Genomic DNA, 17716 nt, shown 5'->3' on the forward strand with positions numbered 1-17716 from the left:
ATCTGTTAACCAAACATAGGCTTATAAGTTTTTTTCTAAAAGCTCGCCCACTTTTTCTGCCATTTCTCTCGGTGAACATGGCATCTCATTTTTGAGCTATTATTCTACTATGACTCCGTATTAGAAAAAGTTGAGGTAGCTCATTCAATATGATAACTAACTATTATTTAATAGATTTAGTCGCAATATAACAAGGCATATATTCAGTGATTTTCCCCTTGTGATGATGATCTTCATAAAGGTCTTGTAAGGTGAATCCAGCTTTTAGCTGTCCGCCAATTTGAGTTTCTAATGAATGGCTAAACTGTACACCGCCATTTTTTATAAGTTCTTCATCATTTTCTACGGTGTTTTTCGTTCCATCATAAGGTAATTTATTAACCACTTGTAACGCTTCCTCATCTTCTCCAAATAAATAAAGAGCAGGATTTGCAAAGCCAGATAGCAGAACGCCACCTTTTTTTAGAACTCTAAAACATTCTTGCCAAACGTGTTCAACGTCTTGAACATAGCAGTTTGATACAGGGTTAAAAATCATATCGAACGTCTCATCTTCAAATGGAAATGTCTTACTCATATCCCCTTTAACTAAGTCAATAGAATAGCCTTCTCTAGTGGACACCATTTTTTCTAATTCTAATTGCTTATCAGAGTAGTCAAAAACCGTAACTTCCGCATGTTGGGCTGCAAAGACTGGGCACTGCTGTCCTCCTCCGCTAGCAAGTCCCAATATTTTTGCTTTTTTAAATGGAATAAACCAGTTATGCGGAACAGGCTTACAAGGTGTTAAGTAGATATCAAAATTACCTTGAGTTGCATCTACAAAATCTTGATGATTAATAGCTAATGACCATTCTCCTCCAGCTGAAGCCCATTCATCCCACATTTCGGAGTTGATTTTTGTATAATTAGATTTTTGCGTCATAGTTAATCCCCCTTTACCTTTTTACGTACTTTGTTTAATTTTACCATGTCACTAGAAGAATAATTTAGATGTACTAATTAATTTGTTCTGTTTCAGATAATTAATCTGTACTAGAGAAGTACTTAATAGATATTTTTAAAAATAAAAAACACCCTTTTGAAAAATCAAAAGGGTGTTTGTATCTTAAATATAAAAGCTTGTATATAAACAAGGTACGAGTTTTATTTTTAATGGCTTGTCTCGAAGCTTTCAGCCATCATAAGGTCATTTTTGTAGGCAGCCATTGCGAGTTCATATCGTACCTTTTGGCTCGCTTCTACAAAATCAGCTTCCTTCACAAGTCCTGATAATGAATATTGGTGACCTTTAAAACCTACGTTCAGTTCAGTAATTTGATTGAATTGAAAGCTCTCTATAGGAACTCCATTCACATCTTTTAACAAATATTGACCATATTTCTCGTTACATGTTTGTGCTACCTGCTCCATTACTTTGAAGGCATCGTCCGGGTTTTGCCTATAGTTGAGAATAAGACTTTCATTTACCCGGCGTCTTCCTCGGGTTCCGTTCTGAAGTTCCGTAATGTTGCTATATGAGACGGTATAGAGGTAGCCGTCATATTGACGAATCTTTAAGTAGCGCATCGTAATTTCTTCTATTTTCCCTTGACGGTTTCCGTTGAGAATAACATAATCTCCGTGGTGGATCTGGCGTTCAAACAAGTAAGTCAGTCCCATTATATAATCACGGATGATATGCTGGAGGATTATTGCCAGGGCACTGGCCAACACTACCGAACTAGTGAGAATCTTTCCGAAGTCAAAGAAATGGCTAAGCACATAAATAAAGAAAAAAGCCAGCCCCAATACTCTTGTGACCTGATTAGAAAAGTGCATGAGCGTCTCTTCTCTTTTTTCATCTAAAAAGCTCGTTTTATCAAAGAAAAGCTTAATGAATTTGCGAATAAAATAAACGATAAGTACAATCAGCAGCCCTACCGTTAAAACCTTTAAGGGAAACTGCTGGAAAAATTCAGTGAAAACCAACTTACCCACTCCTTATTTCTAACACTATACCAAAAAAATGTACGGAAAGACAAAAATCTTCTGTTCCTTACAAACCTTAATGATAATAGCACGGTTTCCTCAAAAAAAGAAGCATATTCTATGCTTCTTGAAGGTCGGTCATATTCGGCGACAGTCTTTCAAATTGTCTTCCATCTTTATATATCTTTTGAATTTTGGAGGCTTTCTAATAAAGACATTCCTATATGTTCATCCTTATTTCTACTTAGTCTATAATTAGCTAAAACGACGGAAGCAACTTTCTTTTCTTTATCAATCCCTAAAAATGAGCTGAAGCATCCTGTTCCACCGCCGTGCAATATCACATTATTGTTTTTCTTTAAAAGCAACCATCCAAGACCCATATCAAACTTCTTTGTTCCATTGGCGTATTTTTTATGACAAAAAGACAGATATGGTTTATCTTCATCCATATTTATTTTTGCGTATTTAAGTAAATCATCAGCGGTTGAGGATACTGCGCCCGCAGGTGATATAAAATTCCCCTTGTCCCACTGCCAGTTGCCACAATCATTATTTTTGCGGTCATAGCCATGTAGATTATTGTTTGAAGCGCCTAAACAAGTATCCTTTAGTCCAAGCTCATTAAGAAGAAAGTCATTCATAGTATCCCAATACCCCTTCCCCGATATCATTCCCAACACGTATCCAATAAGGGATATACCGAAATTGGAATACTTCCATGAATAATCTACTTCTTTTAATTTACTTTTTTCGATCAGCATCTTCATTTTGTTAAAATCCATATGTAACGGATTATTTTTATTCAAATCACTTCCGCCAAAAATCAAATTAAAAATTATTTTAAAATATTCCCGTTTATTTAAAGGTAAGCTTCCTGAATATCCAGAAGAGTGAGTAGCGAGGCGGAGCAATGTAGGATAATACGTGTCTTCCTTAAGTTCTTTTATGTACTTTCGTATAGAATCGTTTAGTGTCAACTTGTTTTCAGATATGTATTTTGATAGCAGCGATATAGTAAAAGTCTTAGTAATAGAACCAATTTCATAATGATATTTTTTGGATGAGTCAATTTCACCGCTTTCATTATAAATTTTGATAACATATTGGTTGTCCGTTAAATAGCCAACGGTTAATTTCAAATTCTTTTTTCCTCTACAGGTCTTGTTAATTAATCGTACTGTTTCATCACTGATTTCAAACATAATGAGTGCTCTCCCTCATCCTTTATTTCGAAAATCATTAAAAGGATTGATATGCTTCAAAGTAAAGTAGCCTATCAAATTTATTTTTATAAGTTCTTTTTTATATTATCAATTGCTTGAACTCTTCGACTTTCAAGCTCCCTTATCACTCTCAACTGTAATTCATTGTGATCTTCATCCATTTTGATGTTGCCTTCTTCTTCAAATCCATCATGTTCTTCCCCGTCAAAGCTATAAAGTTTCTTTAAAAGCTTCCACATTATTTCCAACTCTTCGGTTGAAAACTTTTTAAAAAGGTCTTCCAAAAAGAAAATTCCTTTTTCTGAAACAACAAGCAGCGCTTCTTTTCCCTCTTTGGTGATTTTTACGTTAACTGCACGTTTATCTTTACTGCTAGGAACCACGTCAACATACCCCTTCTTTTCCATAATGGTAATTAACTGCTTGACGCTTTGTTTTGTGGTTCCTAATTTTCTAGCAATATTATTTAACGTTGTTTCATCTTCAGGTAAATGAGCAATTGCCACCATCGCCATATGCTGTCTTGATGTTAAGAGCTCAAGAGACTGATCTCCTTTCACCTGAACTTTATTTGCCAGAGAAAATAAGGTAGCGTAAGTTTGCTGCATTAAAAAAAGATCTTTATAAATATCCATATTAACCCTCCATTTTAGACAATATATTGTCTAAAATAATAGTATATTTTGGTAATTAAGTCAATGTACTGTTTATTTTAATTTTGACTATTCTGTTACACTAAAGCAGGCAAAGAAATAGTGGCCTTTCGTAAGCAAAAGTTGTCCTTTCTATATCTAATTAGATATACTAAAAAGGCACTCTAATTTAATATCACTCTAAAAAAATGTAAGAAAACTGATACGAAGTAAAGGAGAAAAAACATGAACCAACACACACAACCTTTAAACCCTATCGCCTTCCACCTTGGTCCACTTGAGGTCCATTGGTATGGAATTATTATAGGGATAGGAGCTTTTTTAGGCTTTTTGTTAGCCTCGAAAGAAGGAAAGAAACGAGGTATCTCTTCAGAAACCATCTCTGATTTACTTCTGCTAGCACTACCCATTGCTATCGTTACTGCTCGAATTTACTACGTACTTTTTGAATGGAGTTATTATAAAGACCACCCAGGCGAAATTATAGCAATTTGGCATGGAGGCATAGCTATTCACGGTGGAATTATTGGATCTGTATTAACAGCTATATGGTTTTGCAGAAAAAAGAATCTTTCTTTTTGGAAAATGGCTGATGTTTTAGCTCCTAGCTTATTATTAGGCCAAGCTATTGGCCGGTGGGGAAACTTTATGAATCAAGAAGCACATGGCGGACCTGTTACACGTCAGTTTTTAGAAACTTTACATTTACCTGATTTTATTGTTAATCAAATGTATATCAATGGAACTTATTATCATCCTACATTCCTTTATGAATCCCTTTGGAACATAATAGGTGTTCTTGTCTTGATCATACTAAGAAAATCTTTGTTAAAAAGAGGCGAAGTCTTTCTTACTTACCTACTATGGTATTCGATAGGACGATTTTTTATAGAGGGATTGCGTACAGATAGCTTAATGCTAACTTCTCATATCAGAATAGCTCAGCTCGTTTCTTTCCTTTGCGTGCTAGGCAGTTTGATCCTGCTATGGTATAGACGTAAAAAAGGCTTAGCAACTAGTAAGACTGTATCTCTCTCATAAGCACAGATGTTTTGGTATGAATGATTTTTTAAAGAATTAAACGATAAAAACATACAAAAGGAGCAAATTGATTTTCAGTAACTCTGAAGATCAACTTGCTCTTTTTTTGTTTCACTTATTAATATTTTTAATCTTAATCATGATTTATCTGTATTTTACTAATAATAAAGTGTCTTTTATAGTTAAATCATACACTTCTTGTGTGAAGCCGCGCTTGATAAGAATTCATATTGGAGATGAAATGTATGATAAATATAAATAAAGCCCAAAAGCGGACTGTATTCTTACGAACAAATACCCGGACGTCATTTAATATTTCTTTATGGGCTGGAGGAATTGCTTTTACTTTTCTTTTTGCTTTACTTGCTTATGGATTAGCAAAAGTCCCGGGATTTAATCATATCGGTCCACTAGCCTGTTCAATTATAATGGCAGTCATTTATCGTCAAATTTGGGGATACCCTGAAAAAATAAGATCTGGAATTGAATTTTCTTCTAAAAAGCTGTTACGTTATGCGATTGTTTTATATGGACTAAAGCTTAATATTGATGTTGTTATTCATCAAGGGCTAGGACTGCTACTTCGCGATGTGGGAACGGCTGTATTTGCGATTGTTTTAACAATTCTTCTAGGCAAATGGATGAAGGCTGATCGTGGTTTATCTCTTCTTTTAGGAATAGGAACAGGAATATGCGGTGCGGCAGCTATTGCAGCTGTTTCTCCGATTGTAAAAGCAAAAGAAGAAGATACAGCTATCGGAGCTGGTGTTATCGCTTTAGTGGGAACTCTATTTGCCATTGGATATACCATTTTAAGACCCTATATACATTTAACGAATATCCAATATGGAATTTGGTCAGGCGTTGGCCTCCATGAAATTGCCCATGTAGCTCTAGCTGCAGCACCAGCTGGACGCGACGCCCTAGCTATTGGCCTGTTGGCTAAGTTAGGCAGAGTGCTTTTACTTGTGCCATTAAGCTTTATCTTAATGTACTGGATGAAGCGAACAGGAAAAATGGAAAAGGATACGAAGATTGAATTTCCTTGGTTTTTAATAGGTTTTATCATCATGAGTATTTTTGGAAGTTATGTCGTAGGCAAGCACCTTATCATACCTAAAATGATCATGAATGATATTTCAACTCTAACCACGTTTCTTTTAACAATGGCTATGGTCAGCTTAGGGTTAAATGTAAGTATGAAGGCTCTTCGAACAAAAGCATTAAAGCCGTTGATTGCGATGTTTATTACTTCTATACTCTTATCATTTCTTACATTTTGGACAATGTAAAGACCAGTAAATTAAAATGATTAAGTAACAGCTAATACTTCGTATACAACTGTTAATGTGAAAAAGTCTTTTATTTCTCAGGTTTTAAATATCTTTCCAAATTTATGGATTAATTATAGAGAAATCTAAACCTATACTAGATACTAATGGCAGTTCCTCTCCTTAATAAACGGTTTCAATTAAAAAACACCCTTTATTGCAGTAAGTAGTGATGTAATAAAGGGTGTGTTTGTATATACTAGGGGTTGTAGTGCTGAACTTGGTGTTGTTTTAAGAGCATCAAGCGGATGAAAAGACAAAGCATCTTCTACCCATGGAATACAGTAAAGCATAGACACATTTAGAAAATACATTGACGCCTTTGAATCAGTCATGGTATAAACACAATAGGAGAGTTTAGTGCTTAAAAGCATAAAAGCGGTAAAGTTTAAAAAAATACATAAATAGACGACATAGGAGGAAATAAATATCATGGAACATAATAGCAAAATTATAGACTGTACCATTCGTGACGGAGGTTTAATTAATAATTGGGATTTTAGCGTTGAATTTGTGCAAGACTTATATAACGGCCTAAGCGCAGCCGGCGTTGAATATATGGAGATCGGTTATAAAAATTCACCTAAGCTTCTTCAAGCAACTGAGCCCAACCCATGGAGATTTCTTGACGATAACTTTCTCAAAGAAATTATCCCTGAGAAAAAGTTCACGAAGCTATCTGCTTTAGTAGATATCGGGCGTGTAGATCCGAATGACATCCTGCCGCGTGAGCAAAGTATGTTAGATATGATTCGAGTGGCATGCTATATTCGCGAAGTAGATAAAGGCTTAGAGCTTATAAAAATGTTCCACGATTTAGGCTATGAGACTTCACTTAACATTATGGCACTATCTAGCGTACCGGAAAATCAGCTTATTGAAGCATTTGAAATGGTAAAGAAAAGCCCCGTAGATGTTGTATATATTGTTGACTCCTTTGGAAGCCTAGACCCTGCCGATATTGAGCATCAAGTGAAAAAGTTCCAAGCCATGATTCCTAGCAAACAGCTTGGGATCCATACCCATAACAACATGCAACTAGCTTTTGCTAATACATTAACTGCGATGCGTAATGGCGTTACATTCCTTGATTCATCTGTTTATGGTATGGGCCGTGCAGCTGGTAACTGTAACACAGAGCTGCTTGTTAGCTACATACCAAAACCAAGCTATGAGATGAAGCCGATTCTTGGCGTAATTGAAAAGCATATGCTTGAAATGCGTCAAAAGTGGGAATGGGGCTATATCATCCCTTACATGATTTCTGGTGTGCTGAATGAACATCCACGTGTAGCTATGGCTTACCGTGATAGCGAGGATCGTGACAAATTCGTAGATTTTTATGACAAAGTAACGTCTCCAGAAGTTACTACGTCTCCAGCATCAAAATAAGCTAAAATGCTAAAAGTACCTCTGTTAATCGGGGTGCTTTTTTGTATTACATAAAAAAAACATGATTGTATAGCATATCCTTAAACTTTGATACCCTCGATCTCGACAATTAGCTAAATGTAAACAGTCGTGCTCTTCTTAAACTATTATTTATGTATATAAACCGGCGTTCCAATGGGAACTGCAGAGGAAAGTTCTAGAATATCTTCATTATCCATTCGGACACATCCATGTGACATATCTCTGCCAATAGAAGCTGGATCATTAGTCCCGTGTATTCCATATGTAGGCTTTGACAGTCCCATCCATAAGGGGCCAAATACAGCTGGAGGGGTCGTATCTTTATTAATGATTTTAAATTTCCCAATTGGAGTTGGAGTGATCATTTTCCCTACAGCAATAGGATATGTCTTTACTAATTTAGCTCCATCATATAGTTTTAATTGATGCTGCTTTATTGAGACATCTATCCTTTTTGCCATAGAAGAACTCCCCACCCTCTTATAATTTACTATACATAAAATTTTCTAGATTAATCCATAATGACTACTGCTATTTATACTGTTCTAATAGTAAAGAATTTCTTTAAAAGCCAAGGTCCTGGCGTAAACCCAAGCGTTAATTGCCAAGCACCTATTGCTTGCAAGCCGAATTGACGAACTAACACCATTTTTTCACTCATGCTTCTTACATCTTCAAACCATACTTCATGCATCTGCCCCGCTTGATTTTTATACCGAAAAAATGGAGATTTGTACTCCTTTGAATATTGAATGGGAGACTGATATCTCATTGCTGTTTTAATCGCATTTTGGTTGGATATAGCGGGTGCTACCGTGCCGGGCTTGTAAGGAATTGGCCAATTGTATCCATACAAAGGAACGCCAATGATGAGTTTTCTTCGCGGAACACTTTTTATCGCAAATTCTACTGTTCTCTTTACTTCAGTAATAGGTGCAACAGGACCAGGGTCGCTGCCTGCATGGTGCCAGTCATATGCCATTATGAACATAAAGTTAACAACCGCACCTATTCCTCCGTAATCATATCCTTTTAACCAAGGGATATCTTCGCTTGTCTTGGCTGGAACCGCTATTGTCAGCACATAGTCTGCAGGTTTTAAACGTTCACTCAGTTGACGTAAAAATCCGGTAAAAAGGTCTCTGTCTTCGGTCTTCACACGTTCAAAATCAATATTTACCCCTCCGTATCCTTTTCTAGATACTAAATCAAAGATATTATCGACAAGATTTTTTCGTGCCTGAGGATTATTTAAAACTTGATGGGCAAGATCAGAACTAAACCCTTCAGAAGTTAGATTAGTAATCGTAACTAGCGGTGTAACGCGATTTTTCCAAGTCGTTTCAATCGCTACTAAATCGTTTAAATTATTTATAATATCTCCATTGCTGCCAAAATGATATTCAAAGATAGAAATGGAAGAGGAATACGTTGCAAAATCACTGATTAACTCGCGATCTGCTTCTGGATTTCGAACGGCATAGTATTCTAGTGTCCCTGCAATATAGTCTGATATGTTAGGAATGTTTATTTTCATTCCGACTTGCAAGTAGTTATACGAGACTGAAGGATTAGCCCTTTTCAATTGCTCCAAGGACACGTACGCTTTTTTAGCAATACCTTTCATCGTATCACCAGGTTGAACTGTGTATACATATAGGGCTATGAGCAAGGCTTGACCTGGAACAATATTTGCTTCTTCTAACCCATTCACGCTCCTGAGCTGTGCAACGGCATAACCATATCTCCTGCTTATTGAAGATAACGTATCACCAGGCTGAACTATATGAACAAACATGTTTTCTCCTCCTATGTACTCTTTATCTATTTACGTTTTATTCCGCAACAAGTTTAAAAAAGCCATTCAATAAATGTATATGAGTATTGTTTGTTTATATAACTGAGTTAAGTAAGGGGTAACCTCTTTACACACTCCCCCTCTATGGCGCCCCTAATACGGGTAGAAATGTTCCAGAGATGATCTCAAAATCTATGTGTCATAAATGTATGTTTTTGGTGTACTTGAAACAGGCTGTTTCTTGTCAGATAGGATTATATTAAGAAATAAAAAGAGCAAGCTCTCTATCATAAGAGCTTGCTCCTTCCATTTAACGATTAAATGGAATTGCTCATAATTTTCCACACCTTTTTCTCATGTTTCTAAGCCTCTTGTGATTACTGCGGAGAAAAATTTTTGTCCTACGGCTAAGAGTTAATAGAGGAGAAGCACATGCTGAAGGCACCAACTCAAGCATGTGAAATATCTTAACCGTATCCTAGAGCAGGATCATCAGGGGATGATATTTTTAGAAGCTATCTCCTATTTAATAAAGGAGTTTTTTGTAAAGAGGAAGTCAGTTCTTTCTTAACCTTTTACCTTGTGTTTCTTTTATTTATTTCTTTTTTTCCATTTTATAACCTCGATGTTAACGCCATGATCTTCTTGAGATGATATGGTGAATTCGTCCATTAATTTTTTTACCCCTGATAAACCAACGCCTAATCCCCCTGACGTTGTATAGCCACTTTCTAGCGCTTGTTGAATATTTTTAATGCCTGGTCCTTTATCTATAGCTATTATTTTGAGTCCTATTTCAAGTTGATTCTCTATTATTTCCATTATAATTTTTCCCGTAGTGGCATATTTATATATATTTCTGGATAATTCTGAAATAGTCGTAATAATTCGGGCTTGATCAAGTGTGCTGAAGCCTAAGCAGTTAGAGAACATCCGTCCTTTCTGACGCGCTTCTACTATATCCACTTCAGTGTGTATCTCAACAGTTAAAGGTTCCTTTCCTTCATCCGATTGAAATAGCATCATTATCACCACTTTCTTTATTTTAATAGGAGAGGAAAAACAATAGGCCAAAAAGAAAGGTTAGATAACCTTTCTTTTTGGCCTACATCTAGTTCAGTGCCTAGCTTATCAGTGCCGTTATGAAGTTGGGTTTAAAATCAGAAGAATTGTACTTTTATCTTTATGAAAGTCCCATGCGACTAGTATATCTGTTACCTTTGAATCTAAAATCACTTCTAATGATTGGCTATGTTCATGGAGTAGCCTTTTTTCGAGATTTCTTTTAGCCAATGTAAGGTTTTCTTCAAACCCTAATTGAACTAATTCTTTCTCTACATTTACCATAATACCTTCCCTGATTATAAGGAGTGTTCTCTGATCTAATAAATAAGAAGAAACACCTTGAGGAAGTTTTTCTGCTTTTTGAGTCACTTCCTCAACTTCTTTATGCAGCAATTTCTGATTTTTATAGGAATGGTTGACTATGTTATTTTTATCAGAATGGATCATGATAAACATGCCAGACTGCAGCTCTAAATTCCAATCATAATAAAATTCTTCAATATCTAAATGTATATTTAATTGGATATATCCTTTTATCTCTTCAATTAAAGTCTCCATCAACAAATCACGTGTTTTTTGAACATAGATAACTTGTCCCTTGTCTAGCAAAGCCTTTTCTAAAGGTAATAAAAAGGCTTTAAAATAAACGGTTATAAAAGGAGGAGAAATGACGGTGAATACACCTCCAGGACCTCTTCCAAAGTTTTCACGAAGTAATCTTCCCATATAACTACTTAATTCTTTTTCCAGTTTCGTTTTATCCATAGATGGTGCACCTAGTTTCTAGTTTCATAAGGTATACTATTCGTGATGTTTTATGAAAACTCCTTCTTCATCATAAGATCATTTTGGGTAATAAGAATTCACTTTTCACAAAATGTAAACGAGTCATACTAGTATATTTTTAATAGATTGGTTTCTGTTTACCTTTGTATTTTCTATGTTTAAAAATTCTTCTTTTATTTGAAATTCCAATTTTACTTCCATAGATAATGGTACTTAACAGTATTATATCCTTGCTAATTTCTTCTTTGTAAAACTCATTGTCATGCTTTTGGTAATCCTGCAACAATCGACGAAGCTCTTTTATAAACAATACAATCTCATGATTATCAGCCATACCGACCAAATCCTTTCTGTTGGCACATCCTATTTTTAGATGCTATTTTAGGGAATTATTCCGTTACAAAAGGACTTACTCTTTTTAGACAACAAAAATAAGCCGAAAAAGAAAAGGTATGAGCTTTTCTTCCTCGGCTTATGTTTGGCACAATGTGTCCAATTCATTACTGCCTCATTAATTTTTTGGTTTTAAGATAAGCGTAATAATGCTATTGTCCTTTTCAAAATCCCAATCCACAAAAATATCAAGAATGTCTGCATTTAATATCTCATCATAGTCATCATTTTGTCGTAAGATTCCTTTTTCCAAAGGGCGTTTAGAGATGCGTAAGGTGTCATCAAAACCCAACGAAATTAGCTGCTTTTCAATAGCCACCAGTATTCCTTCTCTTACGATGACCAATGTACGATCACTTAATTTATACGAAGAGATTTTCTCAGGCCCTTTTTGTGCAATTTCACTCATCTTTATAATCCGATCATGAATTGCTTGTTTTCCTGGGTAAGGGTCACCCTCAGTCAAATCGGCTTTCAAATCGTCCAGACAAACTCCCACAAAAATTCCGGAGTGATGATCTAAATTCCAATCATAATATAAGTGCTGGATGTCAAGGTCTGTAATCCCTTTAATTTGACCAGTGATTTGAGGTTCAAGAGTCTTTACCAAAAGCTCTCTTGTAGTCATAACCTGAAGTTCTTCATTCTGGTTTAACAGTACTTGTTCCATCGGTGATACAAAGCCACTAACATAAATAACAACATAAGGTTCATAAATCGTGACATGAACAGCCTCGGGGCCTTTTCCAAAGTTATCTCGTAACAATTTGCCCAAGTTATTCGCCAATTTTGTTTGCTGAGCCTTAATATCCATATTTCTTCATCCTTTATTAAGAAAGAAGCATCATATCCTCTTTCCATCATTTTATTGTACCATTACGAACGAATAATTTAAATATACAGAATAAATAAAAATAATTTGTTACTTCATGTTTAACCGAATTATAAACGTTCAAAACCTCTTCTTTCTATTGCTTGGTACGTATTTTGAATGTCACCGAAAAATACGAATCCGTTGGATTCGTACTGATGTTTTCAATGAAGTGAGTTATAGCATGTAGTCAAATTATTGTTGGGGAAATATAGCTTTATCTTTTAATTGATGCATCGCAGGGACATATTAAAAAATAAACAGAGGTGCAGCATGAAAGAGAAAAAAGAGCCACTTATTTTACGCAAGTGGCTCTTTGCTATGTGGATTGAATTCACTTGAACCTCTAATAAATAATAGCAAAACGCAATCTATAATCGATTTAGATTATTCTTTGACTAATTTAACAAGCATATGAGCAAGATGATGTTGTTCTTCCTCGTTTCCAACTTTCCATAACTCATGTAACAAGTATTGCTCTTCATTTTGTGGCTCCTCATGGGTTGCGAGATAGTCAGCTATTTTTTTAGCTGCTAGAGCTAGTTGATTATCATTTAACCCTAGTTTCTCACCTTTTGTGACTTTATCTCCTAAGTAACTTTTAAATTCGTTAAAACTAGAAAGGATGTTGTCTTTCTTCTCTTGACTCATTTCATTTAGTTTATCCTCTACTTTATTTTCAACGGTTTCAGTATTATTGTTCATTTTTCATTCTCCTTCCAATTAGGTATCAATGTTCTTATATGGTAAATCCCCCATTTACAGGTATATAAACATTTCGCAGCCTATTCATATGTTAAGTAGAATAATAGTAAACCTTGAATAAAACTCGAGTATTTGTAATAAAGTTTAGTGAAACACCTTTTTGATAACAGGATGTTAACAACCTAGGTTAGTTCCACAAAACTTAACGGGTTATTTAGATGAGGAACGGAGTGAATACAAATGAGTTTAGCTACTTATATAGGTTCGAACGTAGAATTACCTATTAATAAGGAATTAGATGATTTAGTTACTATTGGGAGTTGCTTTTCAGATGAAAGAAATCGATTGAACATAAAGAAACACCAATTTACTACCCTTTATGTTTATGAAGTTGCAAGTGACTGGGGAATTGAGATTACGGAATATATGAATAAGAGCAGGCGCAAAGAATCAAAAGAGAAACTAATTGCACTATGCAAATTGATGGACCGCTATCTTAAATCAGGAGACTTTTTTGAATTGTATAGTTGTTGGGTAGGAGAAGAAGCTAAAGAACCAGAGAGGAAATTAACGTTAAACATCCATTACTTTGACATTGACGATATTGATATGCCAGAAAAAACATTAGTTAGAATTGAAAAATGAGTTTGCCCTATTATTATGGTGAAATTACCCTTATATAGTATACATAAAAACAGAAAAACTCCCCTAATGCCTTAAGGGAGTTTTTCTGTTTAGTTAAATATTAAGGGTGTAATTGCTTGTTACTTACATATCATTTAATATTTTTGTAGATATTTATTATAACCTATCAAATGATTTCGGGAAAGCAAAAAATGAAAGCGATTACTTTTAATTTAAAATAATAAATGAAATATAACTGTCTTTTTATGAGATGTATTTTGGTTCTGGAAAAATACAGTGCTTAAGCTTATATGCTCTAAATTTCTCCTTATCTATTAATAGATAAGGGGGAATTTTTATTCTTTATCGTTTCCTGGCACAGCATTAGAAACTATAGAAGTGTCTCCAGTATAATACTTATGGGGATAAGGATCAGAAGGCTTTGTTGCAAACTCTTTCTCAAGATCAGCTAATTCCTCTGATACCTGTTCTAAATCATTTGATTGATTATCACTCATATAAAACTCCTCCTTTTAATTAAACAATGTTCATCGCGCATTAAGGATACGTTTTTTCATAATGTGGATATACATGCTGTTTTTATTCTATACTTGCCTGTGCCTTTTCTTCATTTAGTATATATTTCAAATTAATATTTATTACTTTTTTGAACTTGTGAATGATTTATTTGCACCTTTAAAATCTATTATGTTAACTAAGAAAGTATGCTATATTCACTTCAAAAAGCAGAGGCCGATTGGCCCTGCTTGTTATTTGACTATCACTTTCCCTACCATTCCACTATTGAAATGATACCTACATATCAGTTCATATGTACCGGAATTTTGTGGTTTCACGGTAATGGTTTTTTCTTTTCCAGGCTGGACTTCAGCGTCAATTCCGAGTTTTTCCACTGTGAAGGTATGCTCTTTCTGACCTTTATTTTTCAATATCAATGTTATCGTTTTTCCACTTGGAACAGTGATGGTTTCTGGATTAAAGTAATCATCGTTCAACTGAACCTCCATGGCTTTTTGTCTTGCCACGTCCGATTCAGCCAAAACGCCGAGTGCCCCTGAAGTTATCACACCGATAAGCATCGCAAACAAAATGACCCATCCCGTTAACCACTTTTTCATAGACATTTGCAATCACTCCTTTCCTAAGCCATATTCTTTTCCAATTCATAAAATAATATCAATATTTTTTGTAAATTAAGTATTATTTTTCCTTAGTCATAATTTCTGGAAACTACAAATAGTTAGGAGAATCGTGAGTACTAAGAGAAGAAAATAGCAGGCGTACCCAGGAATAAATAAGTTTTATGAAAGAAGCTTCTCGATTAGGTCTCTCAATTAAATTGCAGCACTTTATAAAATAGTATTGATACTAATAGAACAGTTTCAATCATATTCTTATAAGAGAAAACATTGAAAAGGAGTGTCAAGTTAGTTGATAAAAACTAAGGTTAGTTTACGGCCTATTATTAGTAAGATAAATTTACCTACCGTTTTGAAAACAGCTATACTTCCCGGTGACTCACTTGAAAGCTTATTTATTGCAACCCAAGTAGGAGAGATCTTTTACATAAGGAACGGAGCTATACGGACTTTTTTAGATATGGGCTCACAAATCATAAAATTGGGTACGTCTGAACCAGGTGTTTCTCGTGGGGGATATGATGAACGGGGATTGATGGGGCTAGCGTTTCATCCAGAATTTCATTATAACGGTCTGTTTTATCTTCATTACTCAGTAGCTGGAACACAAGGACCAGGTGCACTTTCTGAACATTTTAAGCCTAACCCGTGTGATCCTAAAACTTCAAACCTAAAGTGGATAAATAGAGAAACTAAATATGATCATATTGATACAGTGGAAGAATGGATTTTCCAACCAAATGCTCAGCCTCAAAAAAGACGGACGTTACTTAACTTAAGAAGACCGTTTTTTAATCATAATGGTGTTAACAGCTTAAACTTTTCACCTGAAACTGGAAAACTTATCTTAACAATTGGAGATGGCGGATCAGGATATGACCCCTTTAATTTAAGTCAGGATGATATGGAGATTTACGGAAAAATAATTGAAATTGATGTAAGTAAGAATACATTCATCCATAATCCACCCGCAGTCACACGCTTTAGTGAACTCCCCTCACCTATTCAGGAAACCCTTGCGCTCATTGCCAAAGGAGTTCGCAATATAACCGGCATTTCATTTCAAAAATTTTATAATCAGTACATCAAATATGTGGGAAATGTTGGACAAGACGTGGTAGAGTCGATTTTTTCATTTGTTCATTATAGGCCAATACCTGTTCCTCAACTTGTTCAAGCTTCTTTAATGAGAGCTAAACTCAGTCAAGAAGGATTTATTAACCTTGGCTGGCGGGGATGGGAAGGAGATTTTCCAACTTCGTTTATAAAAAGGTGTTCTGAAAATCCGGCTTTGGATGAGAAAATAATTGCTTATTACGATGAAGCAGTAAAAACTTCAGCGAGACGTCTTCAACCTTTAACTAGTTATTTTCATAAAGATCCCCGTCCCAATAAATTTGGAGGAACCTCCCTTACTGGAGTTCAGCCTTATATGGGAAATAAAATCCCTAACTTAACAGGAAGCGTTATGTTTACGGATATTGCCCAGGTTAAAGAATCTCAATCTCCAGTTAGAGGAGTTTTAGCTTATACCAAGGCAGGTACAGATTGTAAGCTAAATGATTTTAGGGTTGTGGAAATTGAGTATAATTTTGGTTCTCAATCAGCTTACTACGTTAGTTTGGGAACGAACCTGGATCAAACGAGGCTTTATTTAGGAGTTTATGGCTCTATGAAAGTGTCTGACTTTAATCAAGGTACTGTTTTTGAAATTGTTCCATGATTTACATTTATAAAATTCGACTAAGCATTGACTTCCCCAAAAAAAATTATAGCTTAATTTTTTCAGTAGCTATTTTATAGGAATGAGCAAATGAACTTTCTATAAAATAAAAAAGCCTTTAATCAATAAAGCCCATAAAAGATTCATTTTATGGGCTACAGTACATACCTTTAAAAAGATAAAGAAACTTATCTTAACGGATACGACCTATTTCTGTGAAAATAAATGCGACCTATTAGTGCTCCCCCTTAATTTCTTTATATATTACATGTAAGAGTTGATATATCGGGCAGTGGTCTAAATGGATCTTTACCCCCTTATAATGTAAAAACAGTTAACCGAGGTGAAATTCATGTACTTTTTAAAGTCTCTTTCAAATGAAGTAAAATCTGCGCAGCTTCTTTTTAATAGACTATCTAAAACTAAGCAGCTTGTATCAGGCGCTCTTTTCGCCAGCTTAGCAGCCCTTTTTCAATCAGCAGGAGGGTTTTTACCAGGAATAGGAATTTTCATTAGTCCATTATCTACCGCACCCATTCTTTTTTGTTTTATACTTTCGCTTCCTCTAGGGTTTCTTACCTATACACTAACAAATCTGCTTCTTCTGATTATCCAGCCAAGTGAACTTATTATTTTTCCTTTTACAACCGGAATATTGGGAATGGGCATAGGCGCCGCTTTTTACATTTTTAACAAGAGATTGTACATTGTTATAAGTGGGGCCACTCTATTAACTGTTGGGATTATTACCTTATTGTACGGTTTCAAATTCCCAGTACTAGGTCCTGCGATTCCCAATAATTTTTCTCTTTCTACTACTGGTTTAATTTTTGTATTTACTTTCCTTTATAGTTGGATTTGGGTTGAGCTCAGCTTAGCTTATTTAAAAAAAATAAAAACATTTATTTCCTAGTGAATCTACAGATTAATCTCTTAACAGAGATAACTCGTTAAAA

The 17716-nt window shown here is 35.0% G+C and carries 19 protein-coding genes; 6 read left to right on the forward strand and 13 right to left on the reverse strand.

The window, feature by feature from the left end; genetic code table 11:
• Positions 1 to 163 precede the first annotated feature (163 nt).
• The 4 genes from ACMX9J_RS22790 to ACMX9J_RS22805 all read right to left on the reverse strand — a co-directional run bounded on the left by ACMX9J_RS22790 (position 164) and on the right by ACMX9J_RS22805 (position 3832).
• A complete protein-coding gene (locus ACMX9J_RS22790) occupies positions 164 to 925 on the reverse strand; it encodes a class I SAM-dependent methyltransferase (RefSeq protein WP_155008676.1) in 762 nt (253 codons plus the stop codon).
• Positions 926 to 1152: 227 nt separating this feature from the next.
• Positions 1153 to 1971, reverse strand: coding sequence for a mechanosensitive ion channel family protein (locus ACMX9J_RS22795; protein WP_416226216.1), 819 nt, complete (start codon positions 1969 to 1971; stop codon positions 1153 to 1155).
• A gap of 176 nt (positions 1972 to 2147) precedes the next feature.
• Positions 2148 to 3176: a serine hydrolase domain-containing protein gene (locus tag ACMX9J_RS22800; protein WP_034264908.1), complete on the reverse strand. Its 1029-nt coding sequence runs from the start codon at positions 3174 to 3176 to the stop codon at positions 2148 to 2150.
• Between the two features lie 86 nt (positions 3177 to 3262).
• Positions 3263 to 3832 carry a MarR family winged helix-turn-helix transcriptional regulator gene (locus ACMX9J_RS22805; RefSeq protein WP_028413823.1) on the reverse strand — a complete coding sequence of 190 codons (570 nt, stop codon included), beginning with the start codon at positions 3830 to 3832 and terminating at the stop codon, positions 3263 to 3265.
• Between the two features lie 243 nt (positions 3833 to 4075).
• Here ACMX9J_RS22805 and lgt point away from each other — a divergent pair, with 243 nt between their 5' ends.
• The 3 genes from lgt to ACMX9J_RS22820 all read left to right on the forward strand — a co-directional run bounded on the left by lgt (position 4076) and on the right by ACMX9J_RS22820 (position 7614).
• Positions 4076 to 4891 carry a prolipoprotein diacylglyceryl transferase gene (gene lgt, locus ACMX9J_RS22810; RefSeq protein ID WP_335387687.1) on the forward strand — a complete coding sequence of 272 codons (816 nt, stop codon included), beginning with the start codon at positions 4076 to 4078 and terminating at the stop codon, positions 4889 to 4891.
• A gap of 245 nt (positions 4892 to 5136) precedes the next feature.
• Complete coding sequence (locus ACMX9J_RS22815; RefSeq protein ID WP_416226217.1) at positions 5137 to 6183, forward strand: YeiH family protein; 1047 nt, start codon at positions 5137 to 5139, stop codon at positions 6181 to 6183.
• Between the two features lie 471 nt (positions 6184 to 6654).
• Entirely contained in the window at positions 6655 to 7614 is a 960-nt protein-coding gene (locus ACMX9J_RS22820; RefSeq protein WP_034264917.1) for an aldolase catalytic domain-containing protein, read from the forward strand.
• A gap of 146 nt (positions 7615 to 7760) precedes the next feature.
• Here ACMX9J_RS22820 and ACMX9J_RS22825 read toward each other — a convergent pair whose 3' ends face one another.
• From ACMX9J_RS22825 to ACMX9J_RS22855, 7 genes are all read right to left on the reverse strand, one after another.
• Complete coding sequence (locus ACMX9J_RS22825) at positions 7761 to 8096, reverse strand: L,D-transpeptidase (protein ID WP_033578620.1); 336 nt, start codon at positions 8094 to 8096, stop codon at positions 7761 to 7763.
• Positions 8097 to 8170: 74 nt separating this feature from the next.
• The gene (locus tag ACMX9J_RS22830; RefSeq protein WP_416226218.1) at positions 8171 to 9433 is read right to left on the reverse strand and encodes a glycosyl hydrolase family 18 protein; all 1263 of its coding nucleotides are present in this window, start codon (positions 9431 to 9433) and stop codon (positions 8171 to 8173) included.
• Between the two features lie 591 nt (positions 9434 to 10024).
• Positions 10025 to 10456: an ATP-binding protein gene (locus ACMX9J_RS22835; protein ID WP_033578618.1), complete on the reverse strand. Its 432-nt coding sequence runs from the start codon at positions 10454 to 10456 to the stop codon at positions 10025 to 10027.
• 117 nt (positions 10457 to 10573) lie between these two features.
• Positions 10574 to 11263 (reverse strand): Na-translocating system protein MpsC family protein, encoded by a 690-nt coding sequence (locus ACMX9J_RS22840; protein WP_108674583.1) that lies wholly within the window; start codon positions 11261 to 11263, stop codon positions 10574 to 10576.
• A gap of 139 nt (positions 11264 to 11402) precedes the next feature.
• The gene (locus ACMX9J_RS22845) at positions 11403 to 11618 is read right to left on the reverse strand and encodes a hypothetical protein (RefSeq protein ID WP_048018665.1); all 216 of its coding nucleotides are present in this window, start codon (positions 11616 to 11618) and stop codon (positions 11403 to 11405) included.
• A 177-nt stretch (positions 11619 to 11795) separates the two neighbouring features.
• Positions 11796 to 12491, reverse strand: coding sequence for a Na-translocating system protein MpsC family protein (locus tag ACMX9J_RS22850; RefSeq protein ID WP_014460656.1), 696 nt, complete (start codon positions 12489 to 12491; stop codon positions 11796 to 11798).
• 444 nt (positions 12492 to 12935) lie between these two features.
• A complete protein-coding gene (locus ACMX9J_RS22855; protein WP_014460657.1) occupies positions 12936 to 13253 on the reverse strand; it encodes a DUF3243 domain-containing protein in 318 nt (105 codons plus the stop codon).
• A gap of 240 nt (positions 13254 to 13493) precedes the next feature.
• Here ACMX9J_RS22855 and ACMX9J_RS22860 point away from each other — a divergent pair, with 240 nt between their 5' ends.
• On the forward strand, positions 13494 to 13898 hold the full coding sequence (locus ACMX9J_RS22860) for a hypothetical protein (RefSeq protein ID WP_176344265.1): 405 nt from the start codon (positions 13494 to 13496) through the stop codon (positions 13896 to 13898).
• A 335-nt stretch (positions 13899 to 14233) separates the two neighbouring features.
• Here ACMX9J_RS22860 and ACMX9J_RS22865 read toward each other — a convergent pair whose 3' ends face one another.
• Positions 14234 to 14395, reverse strand: a complete 162-nt coding sequence (locus ACMX9J_RS22865; RefSeq protein ID WP_165635770.1) for a hypothetical protein — start codon at positions 14393 to 14395, stop codon at positions 14234 to 14236.
• 252 nt (positions 14396 to 14647) lie between these two features.
• Positions 14648 to 15022 (reverse strand): cupredoxin domain-containing protein, encoded by a 375-nt coding sequence (locus ACMX9J_RS22870; RefSeq protein ID WP_416226219.1) that lies wholly within the window; start codon positions 15020 to 15022, stop codon positions 14648 to 14650.
• Positions 15023 to 15329: 307 nt separating this feature from the next.
• On the opposite strand from ACMX9J_RS22870, the gene ACMX9J_RS22875 reads away from it, so the two are divergent.
• Both ACMX9J_RS22875 and ACMX9J_RS22880 read left to right on the forward strand, forming a co-directional pair.
• A complete protein-coding gene (locus tag ACMX9J_RS22875) occupies positions 15330 to 16760 on the forward strand; it encodes a PQQ-dependent sugar dehydrogenase (RefSeq protein ID WP_367032707.1) in 1431 nt (476 codons plus the stop codon).
• 352 nt (positions 16761 to 17112) lie between these two features.
• A complete protein-coding gene (locus ACMX9J_RS22880; RefSeq protein WP_176344269.1) occupies positions 17113 to 17673 on the forward strand; it encodes a hypothetical protein in 561 nt (186 codons plus the stop codon).
• Positions 17674 to 17716 lie beyond the last annotated feature (43 nt).

Origin of the sequence: Priestia sp. RMT2NF4, assembly GCF_047872835.1 — a bacterium.
Taxonomy (GTDB): domain Bacteria; phylum Bacillota; class Bacilli; order Bacillales; family Bacillaceae_H; genus Priestia; species Priestia zanthoxyli.